The organism is Arthrobacter sp. FW306-07-I (assembly GCF_021800405.1).
GTDB lineage: Bacteria > Actinomycetota > Actinomycetes > Actinomycetales > Micrococcaceae > Arthrobacter.
In genome coordinates this window covers 2,079,631-2,104,730 of sequence record NZ_CP084550.1, presented here as the reverse complement: position 1 = coordinate 2,104,730, position 25,100 = coordinate 2,079,631, and the positions used below count along the sequence as shown (strand labels likewise).

23 protein-coding genes and 1 pseudogene are annotated in these 25,100 nt (G+C 68.1%); 10 read left to right on the top strand and 14 right to left on the bottom strand.

Translation table 11 applies throughout. The features are described from left to right. Positions 1–97: 97 nt before the first annotated feature. Positions 98–718: an L-threonylcarbamoyladenylate synthase gene (locus tag LFT46_RS09690; RefSeq protein WP_236821921.1), complete on the top strand. Its 621-nt coding sequence runs from the start codon at positions 98–100 to the stop codon at positions 716–718. 117 nt (positions 719–835) lie between these two features. Here LFT46_RS09690 and ligD read toward each other — a convergent pair whose 3' ends face one another. Beyond that, the gene (gene ligD, locus LFT46_RS09685) at positions 836–1,858 is read right to left on the bottom strand and encodes a non-homologous end-joining DNA ligase (protein WP_236821920.1); all 1,023 of its coding nucleotides are present in this window, start codon (positions 1,856–1,858) and stop codon (positions 836–838) included. A 68-nt stretch (positions 1,859–1,926) separates the two neighbouring features. Between ligD and LFT46_RS09680 the strand changes: the two genes are divergently transcribed. Beyond that, positions 1,927–2,604 carry an alpha/beta hydrolase family protein gene (locus LFT46_RS09680; RefSeq protein WP_236802556.1) on the top strand — a complete coding sequence of 226 codons (678 nt, stop codon included), beginning with the start codon at positions 1,927–1,929 and terminating at the stop codon, positions 2,602–2,604. 17 nt (positions 2,605–2,621) lie between these two features. Here the strand turns inward: LFT46_RS09680 and hrpB are convergent, their stop codons facing one another. The 5 genes from hrpB to LFT46_RS09655 all read right to left on the bottom strand — a co-directional run bounded on the left by hrpB (position 2,622) and on the right by LFT46_RS09655 (position 8,011). Continuing rightward, positions 2,622–5,246, bottom strand: coding sequence for an ATP-dependent helicase HrpB (gene hrpB, locus LFT46_RS09675; RefSeq protein ID WP_236821919.1), 2,625 nt, complete (start codon positions 5,244–5,246; stop codon positions 2,622–2,624). 41 nt (positions 5,247–5,287) lie between these two features. Next, positions 5,288–5,905 carry a hypothetical protein gene (locus LFT46_RS09670; RefSeq protein ID WP_236802553.1) on the bottom strand — a complete coding sequence of 206 codons (618 nt, stop codon included), beginning with the start codon at positions 5,903–5,905 and terminating at the stop codon, positions 5,288–5,290. Continuing rightward, positions 5,895–6,197 (bottom strand): hypothetical protein, encoded by a 303-nt coding sequence (locus LFT46_RS09665; RefSeq protein WP_236802551.1) that lies wholly within the window; start codon positions 6,195–6,197, stop codon positions 5,895–5,897. Before LFT46_RS09665 ends, LFT46_RS09670 begins: the two co-directional genes overlap by 11 nt. 147 nt (positions 6,198–6,344) lie before the next feature. Next, the gene (locus LFT46_RS09660; protein ID WP_236821918.1) at positions 6,345–6,860 is read right to left on the bottom strand and encodes a flavin reductase family protein; all 516 of its coding nucleotides are present in this window, start codon (positions 6,858–6,860) and stop codon (positions 6,345–6,347) included. A gap of 212 nt (positions 6,861–7,072) precedes the next feature. Continuing rightward, entirely contained in the window at positions 7,073–8,011 is a 939-nt protein-coding gene (locus LFT46_RS09655; protein WP_236802548.1) for a 5'-3' exonuclease, read from the bottom strand. Positions 8,012–8,169: 158 nt separating this feature from the next. Here LFT46_RS09655 and LFT46_RS09650 point away from each other — a divergent pair, with 158 nt between their 5' ends. Continuing rightward, the gene (locus LFT46_RS09650; protein ID WP_236802547.1) at positions 8,170–9,327 is read left to right on the top strand and encodes a BNR-4 repeat-containing protein; all 1,158 of its coding nucleotides are present in this window, start codon (positions 8,170–8,172) and stop codon (positions 9,325–9,327) included. Next, positions 9,324–9,464, top strand: a complete 141-nt coding sequence (locus LFT46_RS09645) for a hypothetical protein (protein ID WP_236802546.1) — start codon at positions 9,324–9,326, stop codon at positions 9,462–9,464. The genes LFT46_RS09650 and LFT46_RS09645 overlap by 4 nt, the downstream gene beginning before the upstream one ends. 16 nt (positions 9,465–9,480) lie before the next feature. Here the strand turns inward: LFT46_RS09645 and LFT46_RS09640 are convergent, their stop codons facing one another. Genes LFT46_RS09640 through LFT46_RS09630 form a run of 3 tightly spaced genes read right to left on the bottom strand, consistent with a single transcriptional unit; the run spans position 9,481 to position 13,499 of the window. Beyond that, positions 9,481–10,077, bottom strand: a complete 597-nt coding sequence (locus LFT46_RS09640; RefSeq protein ID WP_236802848.1) for a dihydrofolate reductase family protein — start codon at positions 10,075–10,077, stop codon at positions 9,481–9,483. A gap of 18 nt (positions 10,078–10,095) precedes the next feature. After that, entirely contained in the window at positions 10,096–12,096 is a 2,001-nt protein-coding gene (locus LFT46_RS09635; protein WP_236802545.1) for a vWA domain-containing protein, read from the bottom strand. A gap of 14 nt (positions 12,097–12,110) precedes the next feature. After that, on the bottom strand, positions 12,111–13,499 hold the full coding sequence (locus LFT46_RS09630) for a sigma 54-interacting transcriptional regulator (protein ID WP_236802544.1): 1,389 nt from the start codon (positions 13,497–13,499) through the stop codon (positions 12,111–12,113). 189 nt (positions 13,500–13,688) lie between these two features. Between LFT46_RS09630 and LFT46_RS09625 the strand changes: the two genes are divergently transcribed. Further along, positions 13,689–14,318, top strand: coding sequence for an MSMEG_4193 family putative phosphomutase (locus tag LFT46_RS09625; RefSeq protein ID WP_236802543.1), 630 nt, complete (start codon positions 13,689–13,691; stop codon positions 14,316–14,318). Between the two features lie 28 nt (positions 14,319–14,346). Then, positions 14,347–15,046: pseudogene (locus tag LFT46_RS09620) on the top strand (SCO1664 family protein). A 52-nt stretch (positions 15,047–15,098) separates the two neighbouring features. Here the strand turns inward: LFT46_RS09620 and LFT46_RS09615 are convergent. After that, entirely contained in the window at positions 15,099–15,842 is a 744-nt protein-coding gene (locus tag LFT46_RS09615) for an SGNH/GDSL hydrolase family protein (RefSeq protein ID WP_236802541.1), read from the bottom strand. A gap of 239 nt (positions 15,843–16,081) precedes the next feature. Between LFT46_RS09615 and LFT46_RS09610 the strand changes: the two genes are divergently transcribed. Next, complete coding sequence (locus tag LFT46_RS09610; protein ID WP_236802540.1) at positions 16,082–16,900, top strand: MBL fold metallo-hydrolase; 819 nt, start codon at positions 16,082–16,084, stop codon at positions 16,898–16,900. Here the strand turns inward: LFT46_RS09610 and LFT46_RS09605 are convergent. Continuing rightward, positions 16,885–17,709, bottom strand: a complete 825-nt coding sequence (locus LFT46_RS09605; RefSeq protein ID WP_236802539.1) for a DUF1206 domain-containing protein — start codon at positions 17,707–17,709, stop codon at positions 16,885–16,887. The genes LFT46_RS09610 and LFT46_RS09605 overlap by 16 nt on opposite strands. Before the next feature lie 185 nt (positions 17,710–17,894). Between LFT46_RS09605 and LFT46_RS09600 the strand changes: the two genes are divergently transcribed. Continuing rightward, positions 17,895–20,477, top strand: coding sequence for an excinuclease ABC subunit UvrA (locus tag LFT46_RS09600; RefSeq protein ID WP_236802847.1), 2,583 nt, complete (start codon positions 17,895–17,897; stop codon positions 20,475–20,477). A 47-nt stretch (positions 20,478–20,524) separates the two neighbouring features. Then, the gene (locus LFT46_RS09595; RefSeq protein WP_236802538.1) at positions 20,525–21,469 is read left to right on the top strand and encodes an SDR family oxidoreductase; all 945 of its coding nucleotides are present in this window, start codon (positions 20,525–20,527) and stop codon (positions 21,467–21,469) included. On the opposite strand, the gene LFT46_RS09590 is transcribed toward LFT46_RS09595, so the two are convergent. The 3 genes from LFT46_RS09590 to LFT46_RS09580 form a co-directional block, all read right to left on the bottom strand. Continuing rightward, positions 21,432–22,187, bottom strand: a complete 756-nt coding sequence (locus LFT46_RS09590; protein ID WP_236802537.1) for an enoyl-CoA hydratase/isomerase family protein — start codon at positions 22,185–22,187, stop codon at positions 21,432–21,434. The genes LFT46_RS09595 and LFT46_RS09590 overlap by 38 nt on opposite strands. After that, positions 22,175–22,528 carry a flavin reductase family protein gene (locus LFT46_RS09585; protein WP_236802536.1) on the bottom strand — a complete coding sequence of 118 codons (354 nt, stop codon included), beginning with the start codon at positions 22,526–22,528 and terminating at the stop codon, positions 22,175–22,177. The genes LFT46_RS09590 and LFT46_RS09585 overlap by 13 nt, the downstream gene beginning before the upstream one ends. 154 nt (positions 22,529–22,682) lie before the next feature. Further along, positions 22,683–24,005, bottom strand: a complete 1,323-nt coding sequence (locus LFT46_RS09580) for an MFS transporter (protein WP_236802535.1) — start codon at positions 24,003–24,005, stop codon at positions 22,683–22,685. A 215-nt stretch (positions 24,006–24,220) separates the two neighbouring features. On the opposite strand from LFT46_RS09580, the gene LFT46_RS09575 reads away from it, so the two are divergent. Beyond that, on the top strand, positions 24,221–25,009 hold the full coding sequence (locus LFT46_RS09575) for an IclR family transcriptional regulator (RefSeq protein ID WP_236802534.1): 789 nt from the start codon (positions 24,221–24,223) through the stop codon (positions 25,007–25,009). Positions 25,010–25,100: the final 91 nt, after the last annotated feature.

The following is a 25,100-nucleotide window of genomic DNA, read 5'->3' as shown; positions in this document are numbered from 1 at the left end:
TCTCCCACCAATGGGCAGGGCAGGTGCCCTCCTCCGCCGCGCCGGCCGGCGGCGGAGGAGGGGTGCGGTGCGGCCCGCGGGAACGTAGGCTCGGGGCATGGCCCGATTCTTTGATGTCCACCCCCACGACCCCCAGCCCCGCGCCATTGCGCAGGCGGTGAAGATCATCCGCGACGGCGGCCTGATCGCCTACCCCACCGACTCCTGCTACGCGCTGGGCGCTCAGATGGGCAACCGCGAGGCCCTGGACCGGATCAGGAGCATCCGGCACCTGGATGACAAGCACCACTTCACGCTGGTCTGCCGGGACTTCGCCCAGCTGGGGCAGTTCGTGAACATCAGTAATGACGTGTTCCGGAGCATCAAGGCCGTCACCCCCGGCAGCTACACGTTCATCCTGCCCGCCACCAGGGAAGTTCCCAAGCGCCTGCTCCATCCCAAGAAGAAGACCGTGGGCGTGCGTATCCCGGACAACCGCGTGGTGCAGGCGCTGCTGGCCGAACTGGGCGAGCCGCTGCTGTCCAGCACACTGCTTCTGCCGGATGAGGAGGAACCGCTGACCGTGGGCTGGGAGATCAAGGAGCGGCTGGACCACCAGGTGGATGCCGTCATCGACGCCGGGGACTGCGGCGCCGAGCCCACCACCGTGGTGGACTTCTCCAGCGGGGTCGCCGAGATTGTCCGGCGCGGCATGGGCGATCCGTCCAGGTTCGAATAACCCACACAGGAGTATCCGCAGGGAGCCGTCGCGGGGCACTTTGCCGCCGGCCGCCGTCGTAAGTTACGACGGCGGCCGGCGGGTCCGTGTCAACGTGCCCCATTACGGGTGGGCGGCTTAGTCCTGCTTGCGTGCCCTGCTGGGCTGGACCCTCGGCGGTTCCCCCGGCATCTTGGGGTAGTCCGGCGGAAAGGGCAACTCGCCCAGGCCGGCCTTGCAGTCGCGGTCCCACCACTCCAGCAGAGTATCGATGGTGCCGGGGCTTGCACTGAAATCCGCCCAGGGATCGCCCACCGCCTTCAGCCGTCCGGGGACGGTGAGGATGGTGAAGTTTTTCGGATCGGCGTGCTCCAGTTCGTCCCATGTAATGGGGCATGAGACTGGGGCGTGCGGAAGCGCCCGCGGGCTGTATGCGCCGGCGATGGTGCGGTCGCGGTTGGCCTGGTTGAAGTCCAGGAACACGCGCCGGCCCCGTTCTTCCTTCCACCAGGCAGTGGTCACTCTGTCCGGGATGCGCCGCTCCACTTCCCGGGCAGCGGCGATGACTGCATGCCTGACGTCCAGGAACTCGCGGGTGGGTTCGATGGGCGCATAGACGTGGAGTCCGCGGTTTCCGGAAGTCTTGATGAAGCAGGTCAGCCCGGCCTCGGCGAGGACCTCCTTCAGCACCAGGGCGGCGGGGACGGCGTCATCGAAGTCGGTGCCGGGCTGCGGGTCGAGGTCGATGCGCAGCTGGTCCGGGTTGTCGGTGTTTTCTGCGCGCGAAGGCCAGGGGTGGAACACCACCGTGTTCATCTGGACGGCCCAGACGGCGGCCGCGGGCTCATCGAACACCAGCTGCGGGTGGGACCGGGCACTGGGGTAGACCACTTTGACTGAGCGGATGAAGTCCGGCGTGCCCTTGGGCGGGTTCTTGGAGAAGAACTGTTCACCGTCGATGTTGCCGGAAAATCTTTGCAGCGCCACCGGCCGGTCCCCGTTGGCGGCGATGAACGCCTCCCCCACATCGCAGATGTAGTTCACCAGGTCCAGCTTGGTGAGGCCCAGGTCCGGCCACAGGACCCGGCTGGGACTGGAAATCCGCATCTCCCGCGGACCGTGGGGACCCTGCACTGTGATGGTGGTCTGTTCACTCGCCATGGGGACAACGTACACCCCGGCGCAGGCCGGGACCGGCACATCCGGCAGGGCTCCGGCATGATGGACCCATGCCAGCCTCCGAACAGCAGCTCACCATCACCGCAGGTGACGCCACCTTTTCCGCCGTCTATGCCCGCCCCGCGGAGCCCACCGCAACCGTGGTGGTGGCACACGGCGCAGGCGCGGGCATGGAGCACCCGTTCCTCCGCGGCTTCAGTGATGCCCTCAACCGCCTGGGCCTGGCCACCCTGCGCTTCAACTTCCCTTACCGGGAGGCAGGGCGGAAGTTTCCCGACCGCCCTCCCGCGGCGATTGCCGCCTGGCGGGCCGCGATGGCTGCGGCCCGGTCACAGGCTGAAGCGCATGCTGACCGCGGCCCGGTGTGGGCTGCCGGCAAGTCGTTCGGCGGACGAATGGCCTCCATGGCCGTGGCCGAGGGGATGAACGCCGCAGGCCTGGTGTACCTGGGCTACCCCCTGCACGCTCCGGGGAAACCCGACAAGCTCCGGGACGAACACCTGTACGGGCTTACCACGCCCATGCTGTTCCTGCAGGGGACCCGGGACACCTTTGCCACCGCCGACATCCTGTCGGACGTCGTGTCCCGGATCGGGCCCAGTGCCGTCCTGCAGTGGGTTGAAGGCGGTGACCACTCGTTCGCGGTGGCGGGCAAGAAGCGCCCCGCCGACGAGGTGGGGGCGTCCTTGGCCGCCCCGGTCGCCGACTTCATTGCAGCGCACTCCTAAGGGTCCTCGGCCAGCCACTACCTGCGCTGCTTGGTCCGTGCCGTGGCCGGGGCGGACCAGGGGTCTTCCGGCCACGGATGCTTGGGGTAGCGGCCCCGCATTTCCGCACGTACCTGGCTGTACGGTCCCGACCAGAATGAGGTGAGGTCATCGGTGACGGCGAGGGGGCGGCGGGCCGGCGAAAGCAGGTGGAACAGCACCGGCACCCTGCCTCCCAGCAGCCTCGGGGATTCGGCCAGGCCGAAGCACTCCTGCAGTTTCACCGCCACCACCGGGGCAGCCGCGCCGTCACCGGGCTCCGGGTAGTCAATCCGGACTTTGGCGCCGCTGGGCACGTCAAGTCCTTCCGGGGCGAGCTCGTCCAGCCGGGCGGCTTCGGGCCACGGCAGCAGGCGGCGCAGGGGCTGGGCCAGGTCGAGGGAACCCACCGGCTTGCCGGCGGCGAGCTCTTCCAGCTCCGGCCCCAGCCAGTCTTCCAGCCGCGACAGCAGTGCACTGTCCGACATATCGGGCCAGGGCGCTCCCAGCCCGTGATGCAGGAAGGCGAGCCTGCGCCTCAATACGGACGCCGACGCTGACCATGCCAGCGTCGAGAGCCCCCCGGACTGAAGCGCCGCCGCCACGGCCCTCCTGCCCTGCTCTGCCGTGGGGCGGACCGGCGTGGCGGACAGCACGATGGCCCCGAGCCGCCTGGTCCTTCGCGCACTCACCCGGCCGCCACGGAATTCGGTGTCCACCGTCTCGGCCAGCAGGTTCGCCGCGGCCCTTTCGGCCATCGCCGCCGAAAGGGGTGCAGCCGCGCGGATCACGGCGCCGGTTCCGGCAGCGGCCCGGCCCTCCGTCCGGGACACTTCCGCCACGGCCACCCATTCCTCCCCCGACAGGCTGCTGCCAACGGGCAGGCCGGCCCTGGTACCGGATGTAAGTAAGTACTGCCCGGCGCCCCCGCTGGCGGGAACGCGGCGGGCCACCCGGTCCGGAAAGGCGAGGGCGACGACGGCCCCTACAGCTTCGCCGCCGGTGGCAGGTATGGCAGGGCCTGCCACGGCAGCGGTTTTTTGCCGCCGTGCCAGGCCAGCCAGGCGCTTGGCCTCTTCTGCCCAGCGGCGGCCCGCGGGGCCCGGGTCGGCACGGAGCTGGGCGAGGAGGCGGGGCAGGTCGGCTCCGGGGGCACGGTTGTCCCCGGAGAGCGCCGCCACCACCTCGGCGGCGAGCTGCTGGCCATGGGAGGCGCCGCCGTCGAGCAATGCCCGGGCCAACCGGGGATCGGCGGGTATCCCGGCAAGGGCGCGCCCCGCCTTCGTCACCTGGCCGTCGTCGGACACGGCGCCCAGCTCGCGGAGCACCTCGACGGCGTCCTCCATGGCCAGCCGCGGGGGTGCATCCGGAAGGGCGAGCCCCCTTCCGCCCGGGGCACCCCAGCAGGCCAGTGTGAGGGCGGCACTTGTCAGGTCGGCCACGTTGATTTCCGGCGTCACGTGGGCGGGGGCCGCCCCGTATGCCTGCTGCGAGTAGCAGCGGACCACCGTTCCCGGCCCTTGCCGCGCGGCGCGGCCGGCACGCTGGTCGGCGGACGCGCGGGAGCAGGAGACCGTCACCAGCCCGCTCATGCCCCGGCCGGAGTCCCGCCGCGGCTCGCGCGCGAGCCCGGAGTCGATGACCAGCCGGACGCCGGGCACCGTCAGGGAAGACTCGGCAAGATCGGTGGAGACGATGATCCGCGGCGGGTCACCGGGACCGCGTCCCGACACCGCCCTGTCCTGCTCCGCCGCGCCCACCTGGCCGTGGAGTTCGAGGACGTCCACGGTGCGACCAGTGCGGGTACGCAGCGCTGCTGCAACGTGGGAGACCTCCCGGGCGCCAGGGAGGAACACGAGGGCGTCCACTGACTGGCCGGCGGCGATGGCGCGGGCGTGGGCGTCCGCCGCTGCCGCGGCCACATGGTCCAGGAAGGAACGGCTCACCCCCCTGGCGTCCAGCCGCGCCCCTGGCGCCGGGATCCACTGGACCTCCAACGGATGGTTCACGGAAGGACAGTCGACCACGGGTGCCGGCATGCCGCCGTCGGAATCCCCCAGCAGCCCGGCGAACCTTGGCGCGTCCAGCGTTGCAGACATGGCGACGACGGCGAGGTCGCCCCTGAGCGCCCGGACCTCCGCGAGCATGCCCACCAGGAGGTCGGTTTCCAGCCCACGTTCGTGCACCTCGTCCAGGACGACGGCGGCGGTCCCGTCAAGCCCGGGATCGGCCAGCAGGCGGTGGAGCAGGATGCCCGGGGTGACAAATTCGACCCGGGTGCCGGGGCCTGCCTGGCGTTCCCCGCGGACGGTGTAGCCCACGCGGCCTTCCCCCCGCCCCCTTCCGTCCAGGACGGAGAGCCGGCGGGCAGCGGCCCGGGCGGCAACACGGCGCGGCTGGGTGACGACGACGCGCCCGCGCCGGCCGTACAGATTCGCCAGCAGCGGCGGGACGAGCGTGGTCTTTCCTGTTCCGGGCGGCGCCTGCACCACAGCTGCGCCGGGTGAGCTGCCGCTTTCCAGTACGCTGCGCAATGCGGACAGGGAACCCTCGAAGGCAAGCCCGGCGCCGATGGCCGCAAGGTCGAAGGCGTCGGCGGGCAGAGGGCCCTCAAGGGGAGTCATCCGTCCATTCTGCCCTGCCGTGTGGCACCCCGCCGTTGGGGTCAGGGCTTTCCTTGCCCCTTGCCCTTGTTCTTGTCCTTGGCTTCTTTGGCAGTGTCCGACCGCTGGTCGCCGGGAACATCCGCGGCCGGTTCAGGGGCGGGAGCAACGGCAGGCACCGCCGGTTCCACGGGAGCGGGGACGGGTCCACTTTGGTCCGTGTCGGCAAGTGGGGTGCTGTCGGAGGGGGCAGGAGCGGCTGCACCGGGTTCCGGCGCGGGAGGTGCTGCGGCGGCCGCCACTTTCGTGGCGAGGTCCGACTTTACTGCCGAGAGCGCGGTCTCGATGCCGCGGTAGCGTGCGGCGGAGAGGCGCCCCGCTGCCGCCGCGTCACCCAGGTCTTTCTCGAGTGCCTGCAGGGCGGCCAGTGCCCCGTCCATCCTGTTCTCCGCGGCCGCCTGGCTGATGCTCAGGACGCGGATCTGGAAGCCCCGGAGGACGTTTTCGTCGGCGTCCGCAGAGCGAATGCCTGCCGCGCCAACCACCAACGCCGCGGCAACCAGGGTGCAGCACAGGGCGATCAGGCCACGGAGCCTCCGGCGGCGCGCTGGCGCAGGGTTTGCCCCGGCTGCCTCAGCGGTGTGTCCCGGTGCCGTGGCCGGTTCCCCCTCACGCGGCATGCCGGCCCCGCATCGGCATGGGAGCGGTGGAGCGAACAGGCAGCACGGTGACGGTGGCCGGTTCGGCCCCGGCGGCCGCGGCCGTGGTCTTGTCTGCGGGGGCAGTACGCCGGGCCAGGAGAATCCGGACAGCCGTCCGCAGGATGGTGGCGATCAACAGGCCGATGCCCACTCCGAGGAGCACATGGCCCGCAAGATAGTGCTGGGCAGCTCCCGGGCCACCCTCAGCGGCAACCGCCGCCCCGCCAACGGTCAGCATCAGTGACAGGGCCGTACCGAAAATTGCGCCCATGGCTCCTGCTCCCATCCCATTTAATCAGCAAGCTTACTAGTAATGCTCAGTAAGCTTACTACCTGATGGGCCTGAAGCAAGAGTACGGAAGGCCGGCGTTCCCGCGCGCGGAGCGGAAGCCTTACGCCCATCGATGGGCAGGCCCGGTCAGCCCGCCGCTTCGAGCAGGCTCTCCGCCGGCGCAAGGCCGGCGTACCGGCCCTTGTAGAAGAGCAGCGGTTCGGCGTCGTGCCGCGCGTGGAGGTGCCGCACCGCGGCCACCACGATGGTGTGGTCGCCGCCGTCGTACTCTGCGTGGAGCTCGCAGTCGATCCACGCGAGCGCATCATCGAGCACGGGATTTCCCAGCGGCGAGGAGGTGTGGCTGACGCCGGCAAACTTATCTGCTCCCGAGCGGGCGAACTGCCCCGCGAGGTGCTGGTGTTCTGCCGGGAGGATGTTGACGGTGAAGGAACCGGCCTTCCGCAGCACCGGCCACGTGGTTGAGGTGCGCGCCGGGCTGAACGTGATTAGGGCAGGATCCAACGACAGGGATGCGAAGGACTGGCAGGTAAAACCGGCGGGCCCGTCCGGAGTGGAACTGGTAATTACGGTCAGGCCACTGGCGAATGTTCCGAAAATATCGCGCAGGCGGCGCGGGGCAAGATCTGAAGTGACTGTCATGGAAATGGCCTCTCATCTGGATCGTTACCTCACCAAACCACCCCGACCAGGCCTGTTCAAGCGGCCTGAAACGCGCGGACTCGGACCGCAATCCAGCGTCACGCCCGTACATCCGGCGTCATCCGCACTGGTCCACCTGGATCCTGCCGTGTCCCTGGATGACGTAACACATGACGGTTCTCGTCGCGGCCATTCGCGCCCTTCGCGCCTGGCTAGCCGCGCTGGTCCAGCGCGGCCAGCAGCCGCCGGACCGATCCGCCCAGGTTCCAGTCGGCGGCAAGCCGCTCGAGTTCGGCGCGCCGCTCGCCGCTCACGGGGTGCAGGAGGGCGCCGGCTTCGTCAAGGGTGGGAAGTTCCAGGTCCCGCACCAGGCGGACGACGGCGGGGGCTGCTTCAAGGTACGCGGCGGCGGCAGCCAGCTTGGCCTGGACAGGACCGGATACCCCGCCGTCGGGCTCTTCCGCCGCTGCCAGCAGGCGTTCCAGGGTGCCGTGCTTGAGCAGCAGGGACGAAGCCGTCTTCTCCCCGATTCCCGCCACGCCGGGCAGGCCGTCGGAGGCATCCCCGCGCAAGGTTGCATAATCGGCGTACTGCTGCGGCAGCACCTTGTACTTGGCCACCACGCTTTCTTCCGTGATGACTTCGAGGTTCTTCATGCCGCGGGCGGTGTAGATCACCCGGACGCCGCGCTCGTCATCGCAGACCTGGAAAAGGTCACGGTCGCCCGTGACGACGTCCACCGGAAAGGCAGACTGGCTCGCATAAGTCCCAACGACGTCGTCGGCCTCATGGTGGGCCGCGCCGACGATCGCGATGCCGGCCAGCTCCAGCACCCTGCGGATCATGGGCAGCTGCGCTTCGAGCCCCTCCGGGACCACCTCAACGTCCGTGCCATCCGGTACCGCCCGGGCCACCCGGTGGGCCTTGTAGGTGGGAAGCAGGTCCACCCGCCATTGGGGCCGCCAGTCATCGTCCCAGCAAGCCACAAGATGGGTGGCCTGGTAGTCGATGGTGAGCCGGGCGATCATGTCCAGCAGTCCGCGGACGGCGTTGACCGGCGTACCGTCCGGATGGCGGATGGTGTCCGGGAGGCCGTAGAAGGCACGGAAGTAGAGGGAGGCAGTGTCGAGCAGCATGAGGCGCTGGGGCATACCTTGATCCTGACACGGAACGGCTCCGTACGGCAGCAGGCGGGTCCCGTGCCTGAAGCGGCCGCCCAGGGATGACCACCTGGTTCAGAGGCGTTGACCCCCGGGGAGGCATGGGCGAGGATAGCGGAATACGCTTTCCTACTCGAACCAGGAGTGCCATGCCCGCGGACCCGATCACAATCAACGACAACGGCGCATGGTGCTGGTTCCAGGACGAGCGGGCCCTGGTCGATCCCGTTACCAACACCCTGCTGGCGGGTTCCGTGGCTGCCCCCGACGGCCCCGGCGGCGAAAGCCGGGGCGGCAACATCGAAATTGCCGTCCTGGACCTGGCCACCGGCCAGAGCACGGTGCACGTCCTGCACCAGAGGCTGGAGCCCGACGACCACAATGCGCCCGCGCTGCTGATCAGGCCGGACGGCCGGTACCTGGCCATGTACGCGAAGCACAAGACAGACAACTTTTCCCGCTGGCGAATCTCCACGCGACCCCACGACGCCTCTGAATGGGGCCCGGAAGAATGCTTCGACTGGACGGAACTGGCGGCCGGCCGCGGCGCCACCTACTCCAACCTGCACCGCCTGGACGCGGAATCCCGGGTATACAACTTTGTCCGGGCCATCAACGACGACCCCACGATGATGGTCTCGGAGGACGACGGCAGCAGCTGGAGTTACGGTGGCAAGCTCTTTACCCGGCCTAAAATCGGCTACGTCAACGGCTACACCCGCTATGTCGGCAACGGCACCGACCGTATCGACCTCATCACCACGGACCACCACCCCCGCGACTTCAACAACAGCATTTATCACGGCTTCATCCGGGACAACGCGCTGCACGATGGACAGGGCCAGGTGGTTTCCAAGCCCCTGCTCGGCTCCCCGGCATCAACCAGAGCTCCCTCACCACGGTTTTCAAGGCAGGCACCGAACTCGGCGGGGACATCCTCACCCACGGCTGGACCGTCGACGTCCGCGGCCAGGGCTCCCAGCTGGCCGCCATCATCAGCTGCCGGTCTAACGACGTCAACGGCGCCCTCGGGCGGGAGCAGGCGCTCGACGTCGATGACCACCGCCTGCTCTACGCCCGCTTCGACGGGATGCGCTGGCAGTTGCACCATCTCGCAGCGGCCGGCCCGGCCCTGCTCCCCCACGAACAGGACTACACCGGGCTGGGTGCGGTGGACCCCTACGACCTGGACCGGGTGTACGTCTCCGCTCCGGCCGATCCCCGGACCGGCGATGCCACCGCACATTACGAGCTCTACGCCGGCCGGACCCGGGACGGCGGCGCCACGTGGGAGTGGGAGGCAGTGACAGCCAACTCCGGCGTGGACAACCTTCGTCCGATGGTGCCGCCCGGAGACGCCGCCGTGCATGCGGTTTGCTGGTTCCGCGGCAGCATGCGCTCCTCGCAGGCCTACCGGACCGAAGTCGTGGTGCTTCCACGGTGACCTGACGCCGGAGGCTTTACGCCTGCCCAGCCCCTTGCGGCGTGTCGATCACGCGCGGGATGTACTCGAGCAGCTGGAGGCGCCCGTCAAAGGTCCTGCTGTCCACCATCTCCAGGGCAACGTCAGGGTAGCCCTCATAGATCCATTCGCTTCCGGTACGGCCGGTGATCAGGGGGAAGACAACCAGGCGAAACCGGTCCACCAGGCCGGCTGTAACCAGGGACCGGCAAAGGCTGAGGCTGCCCAGGGTACTCAAAGGCCCCGCGGAGGCCTGTTTCATCTGCCTGACGGCCTCAACGGCGTCCCCGGCCACCAGTTGGGAGTTCGGCCACCGGAGGGGTGTTTTTAAACTGGAGGAAAACACCACCTTGGGGACGGCAGCGAGGCCCGTCAGCGAAGTGGCTTCCTCCGCGGAGAACCCTTCACCCCCGGCCGCCGCGTCCTCCGACATGCCGGACATGAGGCGGTAGGTGTTGGCCCCCATCAGATAGGTCCGCTCCTTACGGGCCTCCTGCTTGAGCCAGGCCAGGTATTCCGGCCCTTCCAGGCCCCACCAGCCCGGCCAACCCTCCCCATTGGCACAGCCGTCCAGGGTGACGATCAGGTCCACCATCAACTGGCCCACCGCCGGTCAGAACCAATCGCCGTCGGCGTAGGCGCTGCGGACGTGGGCGCGCAGGTACTCGCCCACCACTGCGGCCCCCAGATCGCCCACCTCGGGGGCCACCACCCGACCATCCACGCGGTGCGCCATCCGCTGGATGAAGCGTTCCAGGCCGGGGTCGTTCCCCAAGCGGAAAAAGGTGGTCTGTGCCCCCATGCGGCCAAGCCGGTCCAGTTCCCCGATGGTAGCCCGGATGGTTTCCGCATCGGGCGGCCAGTTGAACCAGGAGTCCCCGTCGGGCAGCAGATGCGCGGTGGGTTCGCCGTCGGTAACCACCAGCAGGACCGGCTGCATGGACGGGTGCTGGCGGAAGAAGCGGCCCGCCAGCAGCAGGCCGTGGTGCAGGTTGGTGCCCTGTTCGCGCAGGGCCGGCAAAGCCGTCAGTTCCCCGATGTCCATGGACTGCGCGTAGCGGCCGAACGTGATCAGCTGCAGCCGGTCCCCCCGGAAACGGGTGGACACCAGGTGGTGCAGCGCGAGCGCCGTCCGCTTCATGGGAACCCACCGCCCCTCGGCAGCCATGGAGAAGGACACGTCCACCAGCAGGGCAACGGCGGCTTGGGTCCGGGCTTCCGTCTCCGCTACTTCGATGTCGTCCACGGCGAGGCGCAGTCCGCGGGCCGGGTCACCGCCGTCGGCCATGGTCCGCCGGATGGCGTTGGTCATGGTGCGGGTGACGTCCCAGGGCTCGGCGTCGCCGAACTCCCACTGCCGGCTGGACCCGGTCTGTTCGCCCGCAGCCCCTGCCATCCTGGTGTCCCGGCTGCCCTGCCGCCCGGACAGCTGCCTGGCAGCGTCACGCAGCAGCGACTTTCCAAGCCGGCGCATGGCCTGCGGGGACAGCCGAAGGTCGCCGTCCGCCCCGCGCCGCAGATAGCCGCCGTCCTGCATCGCCCGCTCAATCTCCGCAAGCGTCCTGGCGCTTACCGCGGCGCTCTCCCCGAGCTGGCGCGCAAGGGCATCCAGGTCCAGGTCGTCCAGCCGGGAGCCGTTGTAGCTTTGTGACAGCTGTTCGGACAGTTCGTCGAGTTCGGCGATGTCCTGGAGCACCCCGGTGCCATCACCCAGGCCCAGGCCCTCCTGTCCTTCGAAGCGTTCCGATCCGTTCCAGTCCTCCCCGGGCCGCAATTCCTGCAGGGTGGCGTCGAGTTCGCTGAGCTGGGCCATGAGTTCGGGTGAACCGAAGGCCTGGGCGGACAGCCGCATCAGCTGATCACGCTGCTCCGGGGACATTGACTGCAGGAGCCGCTGGGCCGCGGCGGCGCGCTGGGCCAGGGCATCCACCAGTTCCTCAACCGACTGCGGGTTCTCCGGAAAGTACTGGCCGTGCTTGGCCATGAATTCCTGGAAGTCCGAGTCTGTGTCTTCGCCCCGCCGGTGTTTGCCCAGCAGCTCGTTAAGGTCCCGGAGCATGGCGCTTACGGCCTCGCGGTCTTCATCGGTGGCGCTCTCCAGCGCCTGCTTCATCCCGGCGAACCGCTGCTCCAGGACTTCCCGGCCCAGCAGGTCCTTGATCTGTTCGTAAGCCTCGCGGGCTGCACTTGACTGCCAGTCGTAGGATGCGAGCTCGTTGACGGCCGCGGCGGTGGATGGCGGGAGGTTCTGCAGCTGCATTTCCCGGAAGGCACGGTCGGTGTTGTCCATCATGGCGTCCCGGGCGAGTTGCTTGCGTTCTTCCAGCACGGCGGTGTCCAGGAGTTTCTTCACTTCGTCCAGGGTGCCGTCCAGCCGGTGCCGGCCAAGCAGGTCGCGCCGCCGCTGCTGGACGCGCCGGGCAAGGTCGTCCAGCCCGTCGCGGTTCCGGCCGCCCCTGCGCAGGAACTCCTGCAGGGCGTGGCGCGGCGAGTAGCCTGCCATGACGTCCTCGGCGACGGCGTCGAGCGCCTCGGCCAGGTCCACCGGCGGGGCGAGCGGGTCCGGGCCGCCCCTGTACCGGCCGTACCTGGCGGACCGTTTGTGGATAGCCATGGTGCCTCCTGGGCTTAGCCGTAAATGGTTTCCTCGTCGTCGGACTCCTTGGAGATCCGCCGGCCCAGGTACAGGCCTTCCAAGGCGAGTTCGACGGCGGCGGCCCGCTGGCCGTCGTTCACCGCACCGAGGCGCCGGCCAATTTCCTCGTAGAGGCCGGAGCCGTTCAGCGACGGCAGGTTGCCAAGGAACTCCCGGGCTGTGACCTGCTCGCCGGTGCTGACGGTCCGGTGGCCATCGAGGGCGTTCACGAGCGGGCCCATGTCCAGCCCCTGGAAATGGGCCCTGACCGCCTCGGCTGTGGCGGTGCGCAGCAGGTGGTCAAGGACGCCCTGCTCGCGCCCTTCCTCGCCCGATTCGAATTCAATCTTCCCGGTGAGCACCTCCACGGCGGGTTCCAGGTCGATGATCCTGGCGACGGCTTGGTCCTCACCCCGCAGGCTGGCCCGCCGCAGGGCCGCGGCGGCGATGGTCTCTGCCCCGGCAATGGCAAACCGGGCGGAAACACCGGACGTCTGGTTGATCGCCGGCGACTGCCGCAGCGCCCTGGTGTAGCGGGCCAGGATCTCCAGGATGAACGGCGGGACATCCGCCACCAGGCGGCCCTCCTGCCGGATGACCGAGACCTCGTCTTCCAGTTCGATCGGGTAGTGCGTGCGGATCTCCGCGCCGAAGCGGTCCTTCAGCGGCGTGATGATCCGGCCGCGGTTGGTGTAGTCCTCAGGGTTGGCGGAGGCGACCACCAACACGTCCAGCGGCAGCCGCAACACGTAGCCGCGAATCTGGATGTCCCGCTCCTCCATGACGTTGAGCATGGCCACCTGGATGCGTTCGGCAAGGTCCGGCAGCTCGTTGATGGCGATGATGCCGCGGTTCGAGCGCGGAATGAGCCCGTAGTGGATGGTCTCCGGGTCCCCCAGCCGGCGGCCTTCGGCCACGCGCATCGGGTCCACGTCACCGATGAGGTCTGCCACCGAGGTGTCCGGCGTTGCCAGTTTCTCGACATAGCGCTCCGAACGGTGCCGCCATGCAACCCGCAGCCGGTCCCCTTCGGTCACCGCGCGGGTCCGGGACTGTTCGGTGATCGGTTCGAACGGATGCTCGTTAAGCTCCGAATCCTCAATCACGGGCGACCACTCGTCCAGCAGCCCGGCCAGGGTGCGGAGCAGGCGGGTCTTGCCCTGGCCGCGCTCGCCCAGCAGGACAATGTCATGGCCTGCTATCAGTGCCCGCTCCAGCTGGGGAATCACCGTCCTGCTGAAGCCATAGAGGCCTGGCCAGGGGTCGCGTCCTTCCGCCAGGGCGGCGAGGAGATTGTCGCGGATTTCGTGGCGAAGGTCCTTGAGGACGTAGCCTGCCGCACGGAGTTCACCAACGGTGTAGATATCGGGGCGATCAGTCACCTCTCTACCGTAAGCCCCGCCCTGCGGCTAATCGAGAGATTCCTCCAGATTCCCAAACGGCTGCCCGTACCGCTTGCCGCTCCCAGCGCCTAGCAGGCTCGGCACGGGGTCCCCTCGCGGCTACCGCTTGCCGCTCCCCGCGCCTCGCAGGCTCGGCACGGGGTCCCCTCGCGGCTACGCTTAGACGCAATGACACAGAGCACATTGATCCTTTTAGTCCGGCACGGCCAGACGCCCACCACTGGTACCGTCCTGCCCGGCCGGGCCCCGGGGCTGCACCTTTCCGAGCGGGGACGTGCCCAGGCCGACGCCGTGGCTGAGCGCCTTTCCGGCCTGCCCGTGCACGCGGTCTATTCCTCGCCCCTCGAGCGGGCACGGGAGACGGCGGAGCCTACTGCGGTCCGTGCCGGGGTCACCGTCAGCGAGGACGCCGGTCTCCTGGAATGCGATTTCGGCGACTGGACCGGTGCCGCGCTCGCCGGCCTGACGGGTTTGCCGGAGTGGCAAACCGTCCAGCACAACCCGTCCGCTTTCCGTTTCCCCAATGGCGAGGGGTTCTCCGGAATGCAGGCCCGGATTGTCGGCAGCCTGGACGCACTCCGGGCCGCGCACCCGGGTGCCGTCGTCGTCTGTTTTTCCCACGCGGACCCCATTAAAGCGGCCGTGGCGCACGCGCTGGGCACCCACCTGGACCTCTTCCAGCGGATCATGATCAGCCCGGCGTCGGTCTCGGCGATCTCCTACACCGACGGCCAGGCACCCGCCGTGCTCACTGTGAATTCGATGTCCGAACCCCTCAGCGGGCTGAGGGCGCAGTGAATGGACGTGCACTAGCGTGGGGCCTGCGGTGTCCGGGCGGGAACTGACACTCCTCACGGAGGGCCGCGTGGAGTTGCTGGGCCGCATCATGAGCGGCAGCAATGCCACCTTCCTCGTGGAGCTTTCGTGCGGGGACGACTCCAACTGGGCAGTCTATAAACCCGTTGCGGGGGAACGTCCGCTCGCAGATTTCGACGCCGGCCTGCACCGCCGGGAGCGGGCCGCGTACCTGCTCAGTGAGGCACTGGGATGGGGAATCGTCCCGCCGACGGTGGTCCGCACGGATGCACCGCTGGGGGTGGGGTCCCTGCAGTGGTTCATCGAGGGCGACCTCGAGGAGCACTACTTCACACTTTTCGCCGACTCCCCCGAAACTCATCCGGAGCTTGCCCGGATGGCCTTGTTCGATTACGTGGCGAACAATACCGACCGGAAAAGCGGCCACGTGCTGCGCGGCACCGACGGCCACATCTGGGGGATCGACCAGCCTGTGCTTCTCGGCCGCGTTCAAGCTGCGGACGGTGATCTGGGACTTCGCCGGCGACCCCGTTCCTGATGCCCTGCTCGAGGACATCAGCCCCTTGGCCGCCGCGGTGCCGCCCGACCTCGCTGCGTTGCTTGACGAAGCCGAGGTGGCCGCACTCCAGCGCAGGGTCCAACGCATGCTGCAGGAAAAGGTCCTCCCCGTGGACCGCACGGGCATGCGCTACCCCTGGCCCTTGGTCTAGATGCTTTGATCCAGATGGTTCCGGCCAGGCCTCTCCGGTCCTGGCCGTGGGACTAGGCGGCAGGCCTGCGCGGGTCCTGGCGCCCTTCCATGGCGGCCGCTGCCGCCGGGGCTGCCTGCTCAAGGTAGGCGCCGATGTGGTCCAGCAAGTAGTGCTGCCCCTGGACGGTTGGATGGTCGCCGTCGGGACCGATCAGATCGTCGAAGTCATCGCTGATCCAGCCCTCGGCAATCGGGTCCACGAACTCCCCGCCGGCCTGCTGGGCGGCGGCCTTGAGCTGGTCGCTGATGTCCACCAGCCCCGGGTCCGGGGTTGCCGTGTAGGAAGGCGGGCCCACCACGATGATTCTGGCATCAGGGGCCAGGGTCTCCGCCCGGTCCATTGCGGCAAGGGCAGCGCTGCCTATGTCAGCGGGCGCGTACCCCAGGTCGTTCTCGGATCCGAAGAAGACCACAATGCCCGTGTCCGGGGTGACGAAGTCTTCGACCTGGGTGCCGAAGGTTCCGTTGTAGTCACCCAGGCTGAGGTAGCCGCTTCCGTCCTCGGCGGCGTTGACCACTTCCAGGCCGGCCACTTCCGGGTCTTTCCGCATGAGCGCCGGCCATGCCTGCTGTGGAGAGGTACCGTGGCCTGTGCTCAGTGAGTCCCCGACCACCACCACGCGGACAGGAGGCGCCGCCGTGGCGGATGGCTGGGTCTGGGCCGTGCTTCCCGATGTGACGGCCAGGAGGAGGGCAACAGCTCCCGCCGCGAGAACGCGCCCGGGGTGCTCGGAAAGCAAGAAATTGTGCCGCATGGGTGCTGCCTCCTCCCTGGAAATGCGTGGCGGCAGCTGACTCGCTGCCGCCGATCTGTCCTTTGTCCGTGTCCCATCGTAGGCAATTGTGGGAACACTGTAGGGCGAAGGTGACCAGAATCAACAGGATGCACAGCGACTGCACAGGAAGTCTTAGGGCATTAGGTAGCCCCTCGGCCGGGTTTGGGGGCAGGGGTCCACGGCCACCCCGGCTGCGCTTGGGCAGCTACCCTTGACCCGTGCAGCAGCAATCCACGTGGAACCCCGCCGCCAGCCTTTCCGAGCAGGCACCTGGCATCTACTTCGCCGAAGGGCCGGCCGCCAACTGGATCGTGGTCCGGGACGGGACGGGCTTCATCCTCATCGACAGCGGCTACCCCGCCGACCGCCGCCACGTCCTTGCCTCACTCCGCTATCTGGGCCTGGAACCTGCCGACGCCCTTGCGCTGCTGGTCACGCACGGCCATGTGGACCACACCGGCTCCGCGGCGTACTTCGCCGAGGCGTTCGGAACCCCGGTGCTGTGCGCCCCCGAAGAACTGGCCCACGTGCAGGGAACGGAAAAGCACCAGGTCACCCTTGGTCAGGTGCTCAGGCGTGCATGGCGGCCGCGCGTCCTGCGCTGGATGGTTCATGCCATAAAAGCCGGTGCGCTGGCGGCGAAGCCTGCGGCCGGAGCACAGGGGTGGGACGCGGCCACGCTCCGGTCCCTGCCGGGCAACCCCGTCGCCGTCTCACTGCCCGGCCATACCCCGGGCAACGCGGCAATCCTCCTTCCGGAGGCGGGCGTCATCGCAGTTGGTGATTCGTTCGTCACCGGCCACCCGATCAGCCGGACTGCAGGGCCGCAGATGCTGCACCGGATGTATCACACAGACCCTGCAGAGGCGGTGGCCGCCCTGCGGAAACTGGAGGGAACGGATGCCACTGTCATCCTCCCCGGCCACGGGCCCGCGCTGCACCTCCCGTTGGGCGCGGCTCTGGACGCCCTCGGCCGGGGCGCCCGGGAACGCTCATCCTGGCGGGGCCGTCCGGGGCGGGTTCAGAACTTTCCGTAGCGCCCCCGCGCCATGGAGTACACGCCGTAGCAGATGAGCCCGGCCGCGATGGCGGCGAGAAGGAACACGCCGTAAGGCTGTGACCCGAGGGTTTTCAGTCCACCGTCCAAACCTGAGGATTTGGACGGGTCAGCGGTGGCGGCCGCCACGATGATCAGGACGCCGACGACGGCGAGCACCACACCTTTGGCTGTGTAGCCGACAGTTCCGAGCCACTCGACCGCCGTGCGGGCGCTGCCCGGATCCTGCAGGTCCTTCATGAACTTCCGGGAAACACCCCGGTAGGCATAAAAGATGCCGGCGCCGGCGATCGCCAGCCCCACCGCAACCACAAGCACCATCCCGGCCGGTGCCCCCATCAGCTTTGCCGTGAAGTCGCTGGCCGACTGGCTGGAGTTCTTGCTGCCGCCCGAGGCAAAGACGGCAAAGGTGAAGGCCAGGAAACCAAACACGACGGCCTTGCCCACGGCGGTGGCCGCCTCTTTGACCTTCTTTTTGGATTCAGTCCCGCTGCGGGCACCATAGAACGCTTCACTGAGCATCCACAGGGCGAGTGCGCCGCAGGCCACGGCGCCGGCCCAAAGCAGGATGCCGCCGCCGGGCTTGGCTGCCAGCGTTCCGATCGCGCCCGACTGGTCGGCCTCGCCGCCCTGGCCGCGGGCCAGTTGCAGGGCAATGACGCCGATCAGGATATGGACCAGGCCGATGAAGACAAATCCTGCCCGGGCCAACATGCGGACCACCGGGCTGCGGCTGGCGGATGCGGCCTCCGATACTGCCCTGTTAGCTCCCTGCGACGCGTTGCCCATGGCCGGCCCTTCCCAAATATGTAGTTGGTTCTTCTCTTCCCGGTCAGCCTCCCCGCCTGCCAGCGTCGCGGAATGATTCAGTGTAAATCCGCCCGTGCCGGCCCAACAGGTGCAAAGAAATTCCCGGCCATCCACGGATCGGCACTACAGTCGAAGCGGTGCATGCAAAACAGAACCCTGACGAACTGACCGCCCCGACCCTACCGTCCGTTGCGGCCGGCAATGCCGAAGACGGGTTCGTCCGGGTGCGTGGGGCCCGCGAAAACAACCTGCGGAACGTGAGCGTGGACGTGCCACGGGATGCGATCGTGGCGTTCACCGGTGTCTCCGGCTCCGGCAAGTCGTCCCTCGCGTTCGGCACCATCTACGCGGAAGCGCAGCGCAGGTTCTTCGAATCGGTGGCACCCTATGCCCGGCGGCTCATCCAGCAGGGGCACAACCCCAAGGTGGAACAGGTTACCGGGCTGCCGCCCGCCGTCGCCCTCCAGCAGCGCCGGGGCACGGCCACCTCCCGCTCCACCGTTGGGACCGTCACCACCTTGTCCAATTCGCTGCGCATGCTCTTCTCGCGTGCAGGCACCTACCCTGCCGGCGCCCCTTCGCTGGACTCGGACGCCTTCTCCCCCAACACTGCGGCTGGCGCCTGCCCGGAATGCCACGGCCTGGGTACTGCCCACACCGTCAGTGAAGCATCGCTGGTTCCAGACCCGTCCCTGAGCATCCGTGATGGCGCCATCGCGGCCTGGCCCGGCGCCTGGCAGGGCAAGAACCTGCGCGACATCCTGTCCCACCTGGGCTACGACGTCGACACCCCCTGGCATCAGCTTCCCAGGAAGCAGCGCGACTGGATCCTGTTCACCGAAGAACAGCCTGTGGTGGAAGTGACGCCGCAGCGGGACCGCGTGGCCAAGCCCTACAAAGGCCGGTTCTGGAGCGCCAAGAGCTACGTGATGCACACGCTGCTCGACTCCAAGAGCCCTGCAATGCGGGAGAAAGTGCTGCGGTTCATGGAGACGGGACCGTGCCCCCGCTGCGGCGGGACAGGACTCCGGCCCGAGGCTCTGGCGGTCACCTTCGCCGGCCACACCATTTCCGGGCTTAACGCCGTGCCCATGGCCAAACTGGCGGAGCTTATCCGCCCCACCACGGAACTGGCCGCTGCGGGAACCGCCTCCCGAAGGCAGTCCTCCGAGTCCAACGAAGTGGCCGTTGCCATCACCCGGGACCTGCTGCAGCGCATCAACGTGCTGCTGGAGCTTGGCTTGGGCTACCTGGCGCTTGGCCGGCCCACGCCAACGCTTTCGCCCGGCGAAATGCAGCGGCTCCGGATTGCCACGCAGCTGCGCTCCGGGCTTTTCGGCGTGATCTACGTGCTCGATGAACCGTCCGCAGGCCTGCATCCGGCAGACGCCGAACCCCTAGTTGCCGTGCTGGACCAGCTCAAATCGTCCGGGAATTCCGTGTTCGTGGTGGAGCACAACATGGACCTGGTCCGCCGCGCGGACTGGCTGGTGGACGTGGGACCCCGTGCGGGCGAAGACGGCGGAGAGGTGCTGTACAGCGGCCCGGTGCAGGGCCTCAAGGCAGTGCCGGAGTCCGTGACGCGGCCGTTCCTTTTCCAGGAGGGAGAGCTCCGGGGGGAACGGCAAGCGGCAACGGGCGACGGCGGCGCTGACGCCGGCAGGGGTGGGCCCCGGCAGCCCGCGGGCTGGCTTGAGCTGCGCGATGTGAGCCGCCACAACCTGCGGAACCTGGACGCGGCTTTTCCACTCGGCGTCCTGACGGCGGTCACCGGTGTGTCCGGTTCCGGGAAGTCCACCCTGGTCAGCCAGGTCCTGGCCGGCGTGGCCGGCGCGGCACTGCGCACGGTGACCGGGCCTGCCGCCGATGAGCCGGAACCGGACCAGGCCGAAGACAACAATGGGCCCCTGAGCGTCGGCACCGTGAGCGGGCTGGAAGGGATCGACCGCCTGGTCAAGGTGGACCAAAGGCCGATCGGCCGCACTCCGCGCTCCAACCTCGCCACCTACACCGGGCTGTTCGACGCCGTCCGGAAGGAGTTCGCTGCCACTGAGGCTGCCAGGAGCCGGGGGTTCGGGCCCGGCCGTTTCTCGTTCAATGTGCCCGGCGGGCGCTGCGAGACCTGCCAGGGCGAAGGGTTCGTGGCCGTGGAACTGCTCTTCCTGCCCGGCAGCTACGGTCCGTGCCCGGAATGCCACGGCTCGCGCTACAACCCGGAGACCCTGGAGGTCACGTACCACGGCAGGAACATCGCCGAGGTACTGGGCATGACGGTCGACGCCGCCGCCGGTTTCCTGACGGGAGTTCCCACCGCGGCACGTTCCCTGCAGACGCTGCAGGACGTGGGGCTGGGCTACCTCCGGCTGGGCCAGCCCGCCACCGAACTCTCCGGCGGCGAGGCGCAGCGGATCAAGCTGGCCACGGAGCTGCAGCGCGCCCGGCGCGGGCACACGCTGTACCTCCTGGATGAGCCCACCACGGGACTGCACCCCGCGGACGTTCAGCTCCTGATGGCGCAGCTCAACCGGCTGGTGGACTCCGGAAACACCGTGGTCCTGGTGGAACATGCGATGGATGTGGTGGCCGCCGCCGACTGGGTGATGGACCTGGGGCCCGCCGGTGGTGACGCCGGCGGGGAGATCGTCGCCGCCGGTGACCCGGCCGCCGTCGCGCGTTCCGTTGACAGCCGCACCGCGCCCTACCTGGCTGCCGCACTTCAGGCCCGCCACGCAGCCCGGCACGGGTAGCCGCCGGCCCCTTGCCCTCCTCCGCGCCGGGCGCGTATCACTGAGGAATGCGTTTACAACGCGGTGCCCTTCCCCGGGACGTGCTTCAGGGCCGCGTAGCGGTGGTGACCGGATCGTCCCGCGGGCTCGGCTTTGCCATGGCACGGGCTCTGGGCCTGCACGGCGCAACGGTGGTGCTGGCGTCCAGGTCGGACGACGGCGTTGCTGCCGCCGTCGGGCGCCTGCGGGCTGAAGGCATCGCGGCGTCAGGACGGCGGTGCGACACCGGAGAGCCAGGGGACGTGGAGGTGCTCCGGGACGAGGCCACCAGCCGGGGGACGTTGGACATTTGGGTCAATAACCCAGGCGTGTCCGGCGTGTTCGGGCCGACGGCGTCCACGCCCGTGGCTGACTTCACGCAAGTGGTGCGAACCAACATCCTGGGGACTTTCCACGGCGCCCGGGTGGCGTTGCCGGTGTTCCTTGCCCAAGGCCACGGCGACCTGGTCAACCTGTACGGCCAGGGCGACCGCGGGCCCGTCGCGCTCCAGAACGCCTATGCCTCCAGCAAGCGGTGGGTCCGCCAGTTCACGGAGACGCTGCGGCTGGAAACCAAAGGCACCGGCGTCCGGGTGCACGGCATGAATCCCGGCCTGGTGCAGACCGATCTCCTGGGGCGGGTGACCTCCCAGCCCGGGTACCAGCACCGCCTCGGCGCCCTGCCGGTGGTCGTCGGGCTGTGGGGCCAGACGGCGGACGATGCCGCATGGCCCATCGTGGACCTGGTGACCTCGGATAAGGCGGAATTCCGGTTCCTGACCAAGCGGAGGCTGGTGACGTACGGGCTGCGCAACGTCCTGCACGGGCGCCTGCGCGACAGGCACCGGATGGCCCTGGACGTCACCGTCCTGGAACAGCCGCAGCAACCGCTTCCGGGGTGCGCCCCTCGTACCGGGGCAAGTCCTGACGGAAGTGCTACACGTTCTTTCGCTGACGGGCCAGGAAGCCCTTGACGCGGCCCTGGAACTCAACGGGATCCACTGCAGGCCCCGGTGTTGCCCGACGACCGGCGTCCGTCACCAGGCCCAGACCCTCGTTGACGGCTGCCTTTGATGCCCGCAGGGACGCCGCCGAAGCTCCCCGCCAATTATCGAGGATCGCTTCCAGCAGCGCATCCGCGTCATCGTCGGGAGCCAGGGTGGTGACCAGGCCCATGGACCAGGCTTGGTGGGCGGTCAGCATACGGCCGCCAAACAGAAGGTCCTTGGTCCGCGACGGGCCTATGCGCAGTGCCATGCGGTTGGCGAAGGTGGCTGGAACCAGCAGTCCGAGGCGCGCCACAGGCATCCCGATGCGGGCCGACGGGGTGAGCAGCTGCAGGTCGCAGGCGAGAGCCAGCTGGCAGCCCCCGCCGGCCGCTACTCCCTCCACAATGGCCACGGTAGGTACTGGCAGGTCCTCGAGCGCCTGCAGGGCGGACTCGATCACATCGAACGTCCGGCTGACCTCCGTGTCCGTCCGGCCCTCCCATTCGCGCACGTCAAAACCTGAGCAGAACACTCCTCCCCTGCCCCGCACTACCACCGCACGCAGGGACGGGCTGGCTGCCAGCCCATTGACTGCATGCCCCAGCTCCTGCCACTCGGCGTAACCGAGGGCATTGAGCCGTTGCCCGCTGCCAAAGGACAGCGTCGCGACAGCTCCCGCTTCTTCAACACTTACTGACGCCATACGTCGGCTGCCCTTTCCTGCACCCCGGTGGAGACTGATCCGTGGACCACCACCCCGAACACCAGGACGCAGTCGCCGATACGCAGGGTCTGGTGAAGTGAACACTCCAGAACTGCCGGGGACTCCTTGACGCGGGGCGGCCGGACCACGGCGCTGGGCTCGCGGGTGAGGCCCGCGGCATCAAACTCGCTCACGTCGGAACGGAAATTCGTGCCGGTGGCGTTGACCTCCTGGATCAGCGCGGCCGGAGCAAGGTTCACAACGAACTCCCCCGTCGCCTCGATGTTCCGCAAGGAGTCCTTTTCCCCCACGGAGGTGAACTGGATGATCGGAGGGTCCACCGAGGCGACAGTGAAGAACGCGCGAGGTTGTCCACGCCTGCCGGTGACGTGCTCGAAACCCAGGCGATGGGCCGTGGAACAACTACGGAGGTCAGGAACTTGTAGAACTCCCGCGGCCCCAGCTGGCCGGGGTCAAAGTCTGATCGCATTCGTCCTACAGGTTCCTGGGCGTCGCGGCGGCAGCGGCGTCCTTGGCCAGCGCCCCCTTTGCCCTGGGCAGGAAGATCAGGGCAAGCATGGCGATGATGCAGCAGAGGATGATGTAGAGCGAGATCGACGTCGAGTTGCCGTAGTTTGCCAGTAACGCCGCCGCAATCAGGGGCGCGGGACCACCGGCGATCACGCTGGCCAGCTGGTATCCCAGTCCGGCACCGGTGTAACGGATGTCCGTGTCGAAGCTTTCGGCGATCAGGGCAGCCTGCGGGCCGTACTGGATGTCGTGCAGGATCAGGCTGACCACCACCGCAACGCCGACCCACAGTGCGTCCCGGGTGTTCAGCAGCCCAAAGTAGGGAAATGCAAACAGCGCCGTGAGCACGATGCCGGTTCCGTAGACGCGCCGGCGGCCGAAACGGTCTGAAAGGCGCCCGAAGAGGGGCACGCTGATCAGCCCCAAGGCTGCTGCAATCAGCGTGTCATCGAGGATGGAGTTGCTGTCCAGCTTCAGCTGCTTGGTGGCGTACGTGATCACGAAGGTAATGAACAGGTAGAAAGGTGCCTGTTCCGAAGTGCGCACCAGTGCGGAGAGCAGGATCTCCTTGGGCTGCCTCCGGATCACCTCGATGATCGGAGCCCTTACCACCTTGTTGGACTGCCGGACGGCGTCGAACTCGGGGCTTTCAATGACGCGCAGGCGAACGAACAGGCCTACACCGATCAGGATGATGCTCAGAATGAAGGGGATCCGCCAGCCATAGGCGACAAATCCCTCAGCGCCGGTGGCGGCAGTAGTCAGCCGGACGACGCCGGTGGACAGGACCAATCCCAGCGGCACCCCGATCTGCGGCCAGGAAGCGGACAAGCCCCGCCGGGCCTGGTCGCCCCATTCCATGCTCAGCAGGACCGACCCGCCCCACTCGCCGCCAACGCCGATGCCCTGGATGATGCGGAGCAGTACCAGCAGGACCGGCGCGGCGACGCCGATGCTTTGGTACGTCGGGAGGCAGCCAATTAGCACGGTTCCGAAGGCCATGAGGAAAAGCGTGGCCATGAGCGTTGTCTTGCGGCCGATCCGGTCACCGAAGTGGCCGAAGATGGCCGCACCGATGGGCCGGGCCACAAAGCCGACAAACTGTGTGCCGAAAGCTGCAAGCACACCGGCGAAGGCCACTTGGCCCGGGAAGAACAACTGGGGAAACACCAGGGCAGCGGCAGTTCCATAAAGGAAAAAGTCGTACCACTCGATCGTTGTACCCACGACACTTGCCACGGTGGCCCGCCTTACGGCCTGCTCCCGGGTCACTCCTTGAATACTCATCATCACTCCATTGGTCAGATGTAGTAGGGCGCCGGCCTGGCTTCAAAATCGGACAGATGGGGGTTCCGAAATCAGGCCCACTGGACCCGCAATGCGGTTCTCCAACCCATGGTGCGGGTCCTCGTTGCCTATGTCAACAATTAACTTCACCTGGCGCGGCGCCATAGAATAACCACTCACACCCCGGAAGATCGCTGAGATAAGGGACAAAGGCGTTGGCGTCAGAGCGAAGCAGCGGATCCGCGCAGCCCCTCCTGGTGCTGCGCAAAGTCAGCGAGATCCTGAACTGCTTTTCCATTGAGTTCCCGGAACCTACGCTCCAGCAAATCGTCCGGCAGACGGGGCTGCCGTCGAGTACATGCCAGCGGCTGGTGCAGAACATGGTGCGGGAAGGGTTCCTTGACCGCGACGGAGACCGCTACCGGATCGGGTTGCGCCTGGTCCAGTGGGCCACCCCCGGCACCTTCGGCCTGGATGTGGTCCGTTTGGTCCATCCCTTCCTCCAGGAACTGCGCGACAAGACCGGAGAGACGGCCTGCCTGTACATGCGTGACGGCGCCTTCCGCACTGTGGTTGCGGTGGCCGAAACCCGTCACGTGGTGATGCGGCCCTTCCTGGTGGGGCAGGTCATGCCGATGCATGCCGGGGCGCCGGGAAAGATCTTCCTTGCCTTCGATCCCGAAGCCCGTGAGGCAATCCAGGACACGGAGCTGACCAGCTACACCTCGGCGACCCCGGATACGTGGGAGAAACTCGACAGCCAGGTCAGCGAGGCGAAAGCTGCGGGCTTCTACGCAGCCTTTGGGGAGCGGAACTCAGACGTGGGCTCCATCAGCGCCCCGGTCTTCAACCACGCCGGGCGCCTCGCTGCGGTCCTGGGCGTCGGTTTTCCCACCCAGCGCGTAAGTCCGGACGACGTCGGGCGGCTGGGTCCGGCGGTCGCGGACGCCGCGAGGGCGGCCAGCGCTGCCCTCGGCTACCTGGAGAAAAGCCCTCCCTCCTGACCTGGTCCCGCCCCGGTTGCCGGACCCGACAACGGACGCCAGGTGCCGTCGTCGTTAGCCATTTTCCGTTGCCGCAGGCAAATGTCGGCCC

Bases quoted from the DNA above. Each gene is read 5' to 3' on its own strand.
- LFT46_RS09690 (WP_236821921.1), top strand. From the start codon at position 98: ATGGCCCGATTCTTTGATGTCCACCCCCACGACCCCCAGCCCCGCGCC.
- ligD (WP_236821920.1), bottom strand. From the start codon at position 1,858: ATGGCGAGTGAACAGACCACCATCACAGTGCAGGGTCCCCACGGTCCG.
- LFT46_RS09680 (WP_236802556.1), top strand. From the start codon at position 1,927: ATGCCAGCCTCCGAACAGCAGCTCACCATCACCGCAGGTGACGCCACC.
- hrpB (WP_236821919.1), bottom strand. From the start codon at position 5,246: ATGACTCCCCTTGAGGGCCCTCTGCCCGCCGACGCCTTCGACCTTGCG.
- LFT46_RS09670 (WP_236802553.1), bottom strand. From the start codon at position 5,905: ATGCCGCGTGAGGGGGAACCGGCCACGGCACCGGGACACACCGCTGAG.
- LFT46_RS09665 (WP_236802551.1), bottom strand. From the start codon at position 6,197: ATGGGCGCAATTTTCGGTACGGCCCTGTCACTGATGCTGACCGTTGGC.
- LFT46_RS09660 (WP_236821918.1), bottom strand. From the start codon at position 6,860: ATGACAGTCACTTCAGATCTTGCCCCGCGCCGCCTGCGCGATATTTTC.
- LFT46_RS09655 (WP_236802548.1), bottom strand. From the start codon at position 8,011: ATGCCCCAGCGCCTCATGCTGCTCGACACTGCCTCCCTCTACTTCCGT.
- LFT46_RS09650 (WP_236802547.1), top strand. From the start codon at position 8,170: ATGCCCGCGGACCCGATCACAATCAACGACAACGGCGCATGGTGCTGG.
- LFT46_RS09640 (WP_236802848.1), bottom strand. From the start codon at position 10,077: ATGGTGGACCTGATCGTCACCCTGGACGGCTGTGCCAATGGGGAGGGT.
- LFT46_RS09635 (WP_236802545.1), bottom strand. From the start codon at position 12,096: ATGGCTATCCACAAACGGTCCGCCAGGTACGGCCGGTACAGGGGCGGC.
- LFT46_RS09625 (WP_236802543.1), top strand. From the start codon at position 13,689: ATGACACAGAGCACATTGATCCTTTTAGTCCGGCACGGCCAGACGCCC.
- LFT46_RS09615 (WP_236802541.1), bottom strand. From the start codon at position 15,842: ATGCGGCACAATTTCTTGCTTTCCGAGCACCCCGGGCGCGTTCTCGCG.
- LFT46_RS09605 (WP_236802539.1), bottom strand. From the start codon at position 17,709: ATGGGCAACGCGTCGCAGGGAGCTAACAGGGCAGTATCGGAGGCCGCA.
- LFT46_RS09595 (WP_236802538.1), top strand. From the start codon at position 20,525: ATGCGTTTACAACGCGGTGCCCTTCCCCGGGACGTGCTTCAGGGCCGC.
- LFT46_RS09590 (WP_236802537.1), bottom strand. From the start codon at position 22,187: ATGGCGTCAGTAAGTGTTGAAGAAGCGGGAGCTGTCGCGACGCTGTCC.
- LFT46_RS09580 (WP_236802535.1), bottom strand. From the start codon at position 24,005: ATGAGTATTCAAGGAGTGACCCGGGAGCAGGCCGTAAGGCGGGCCACC.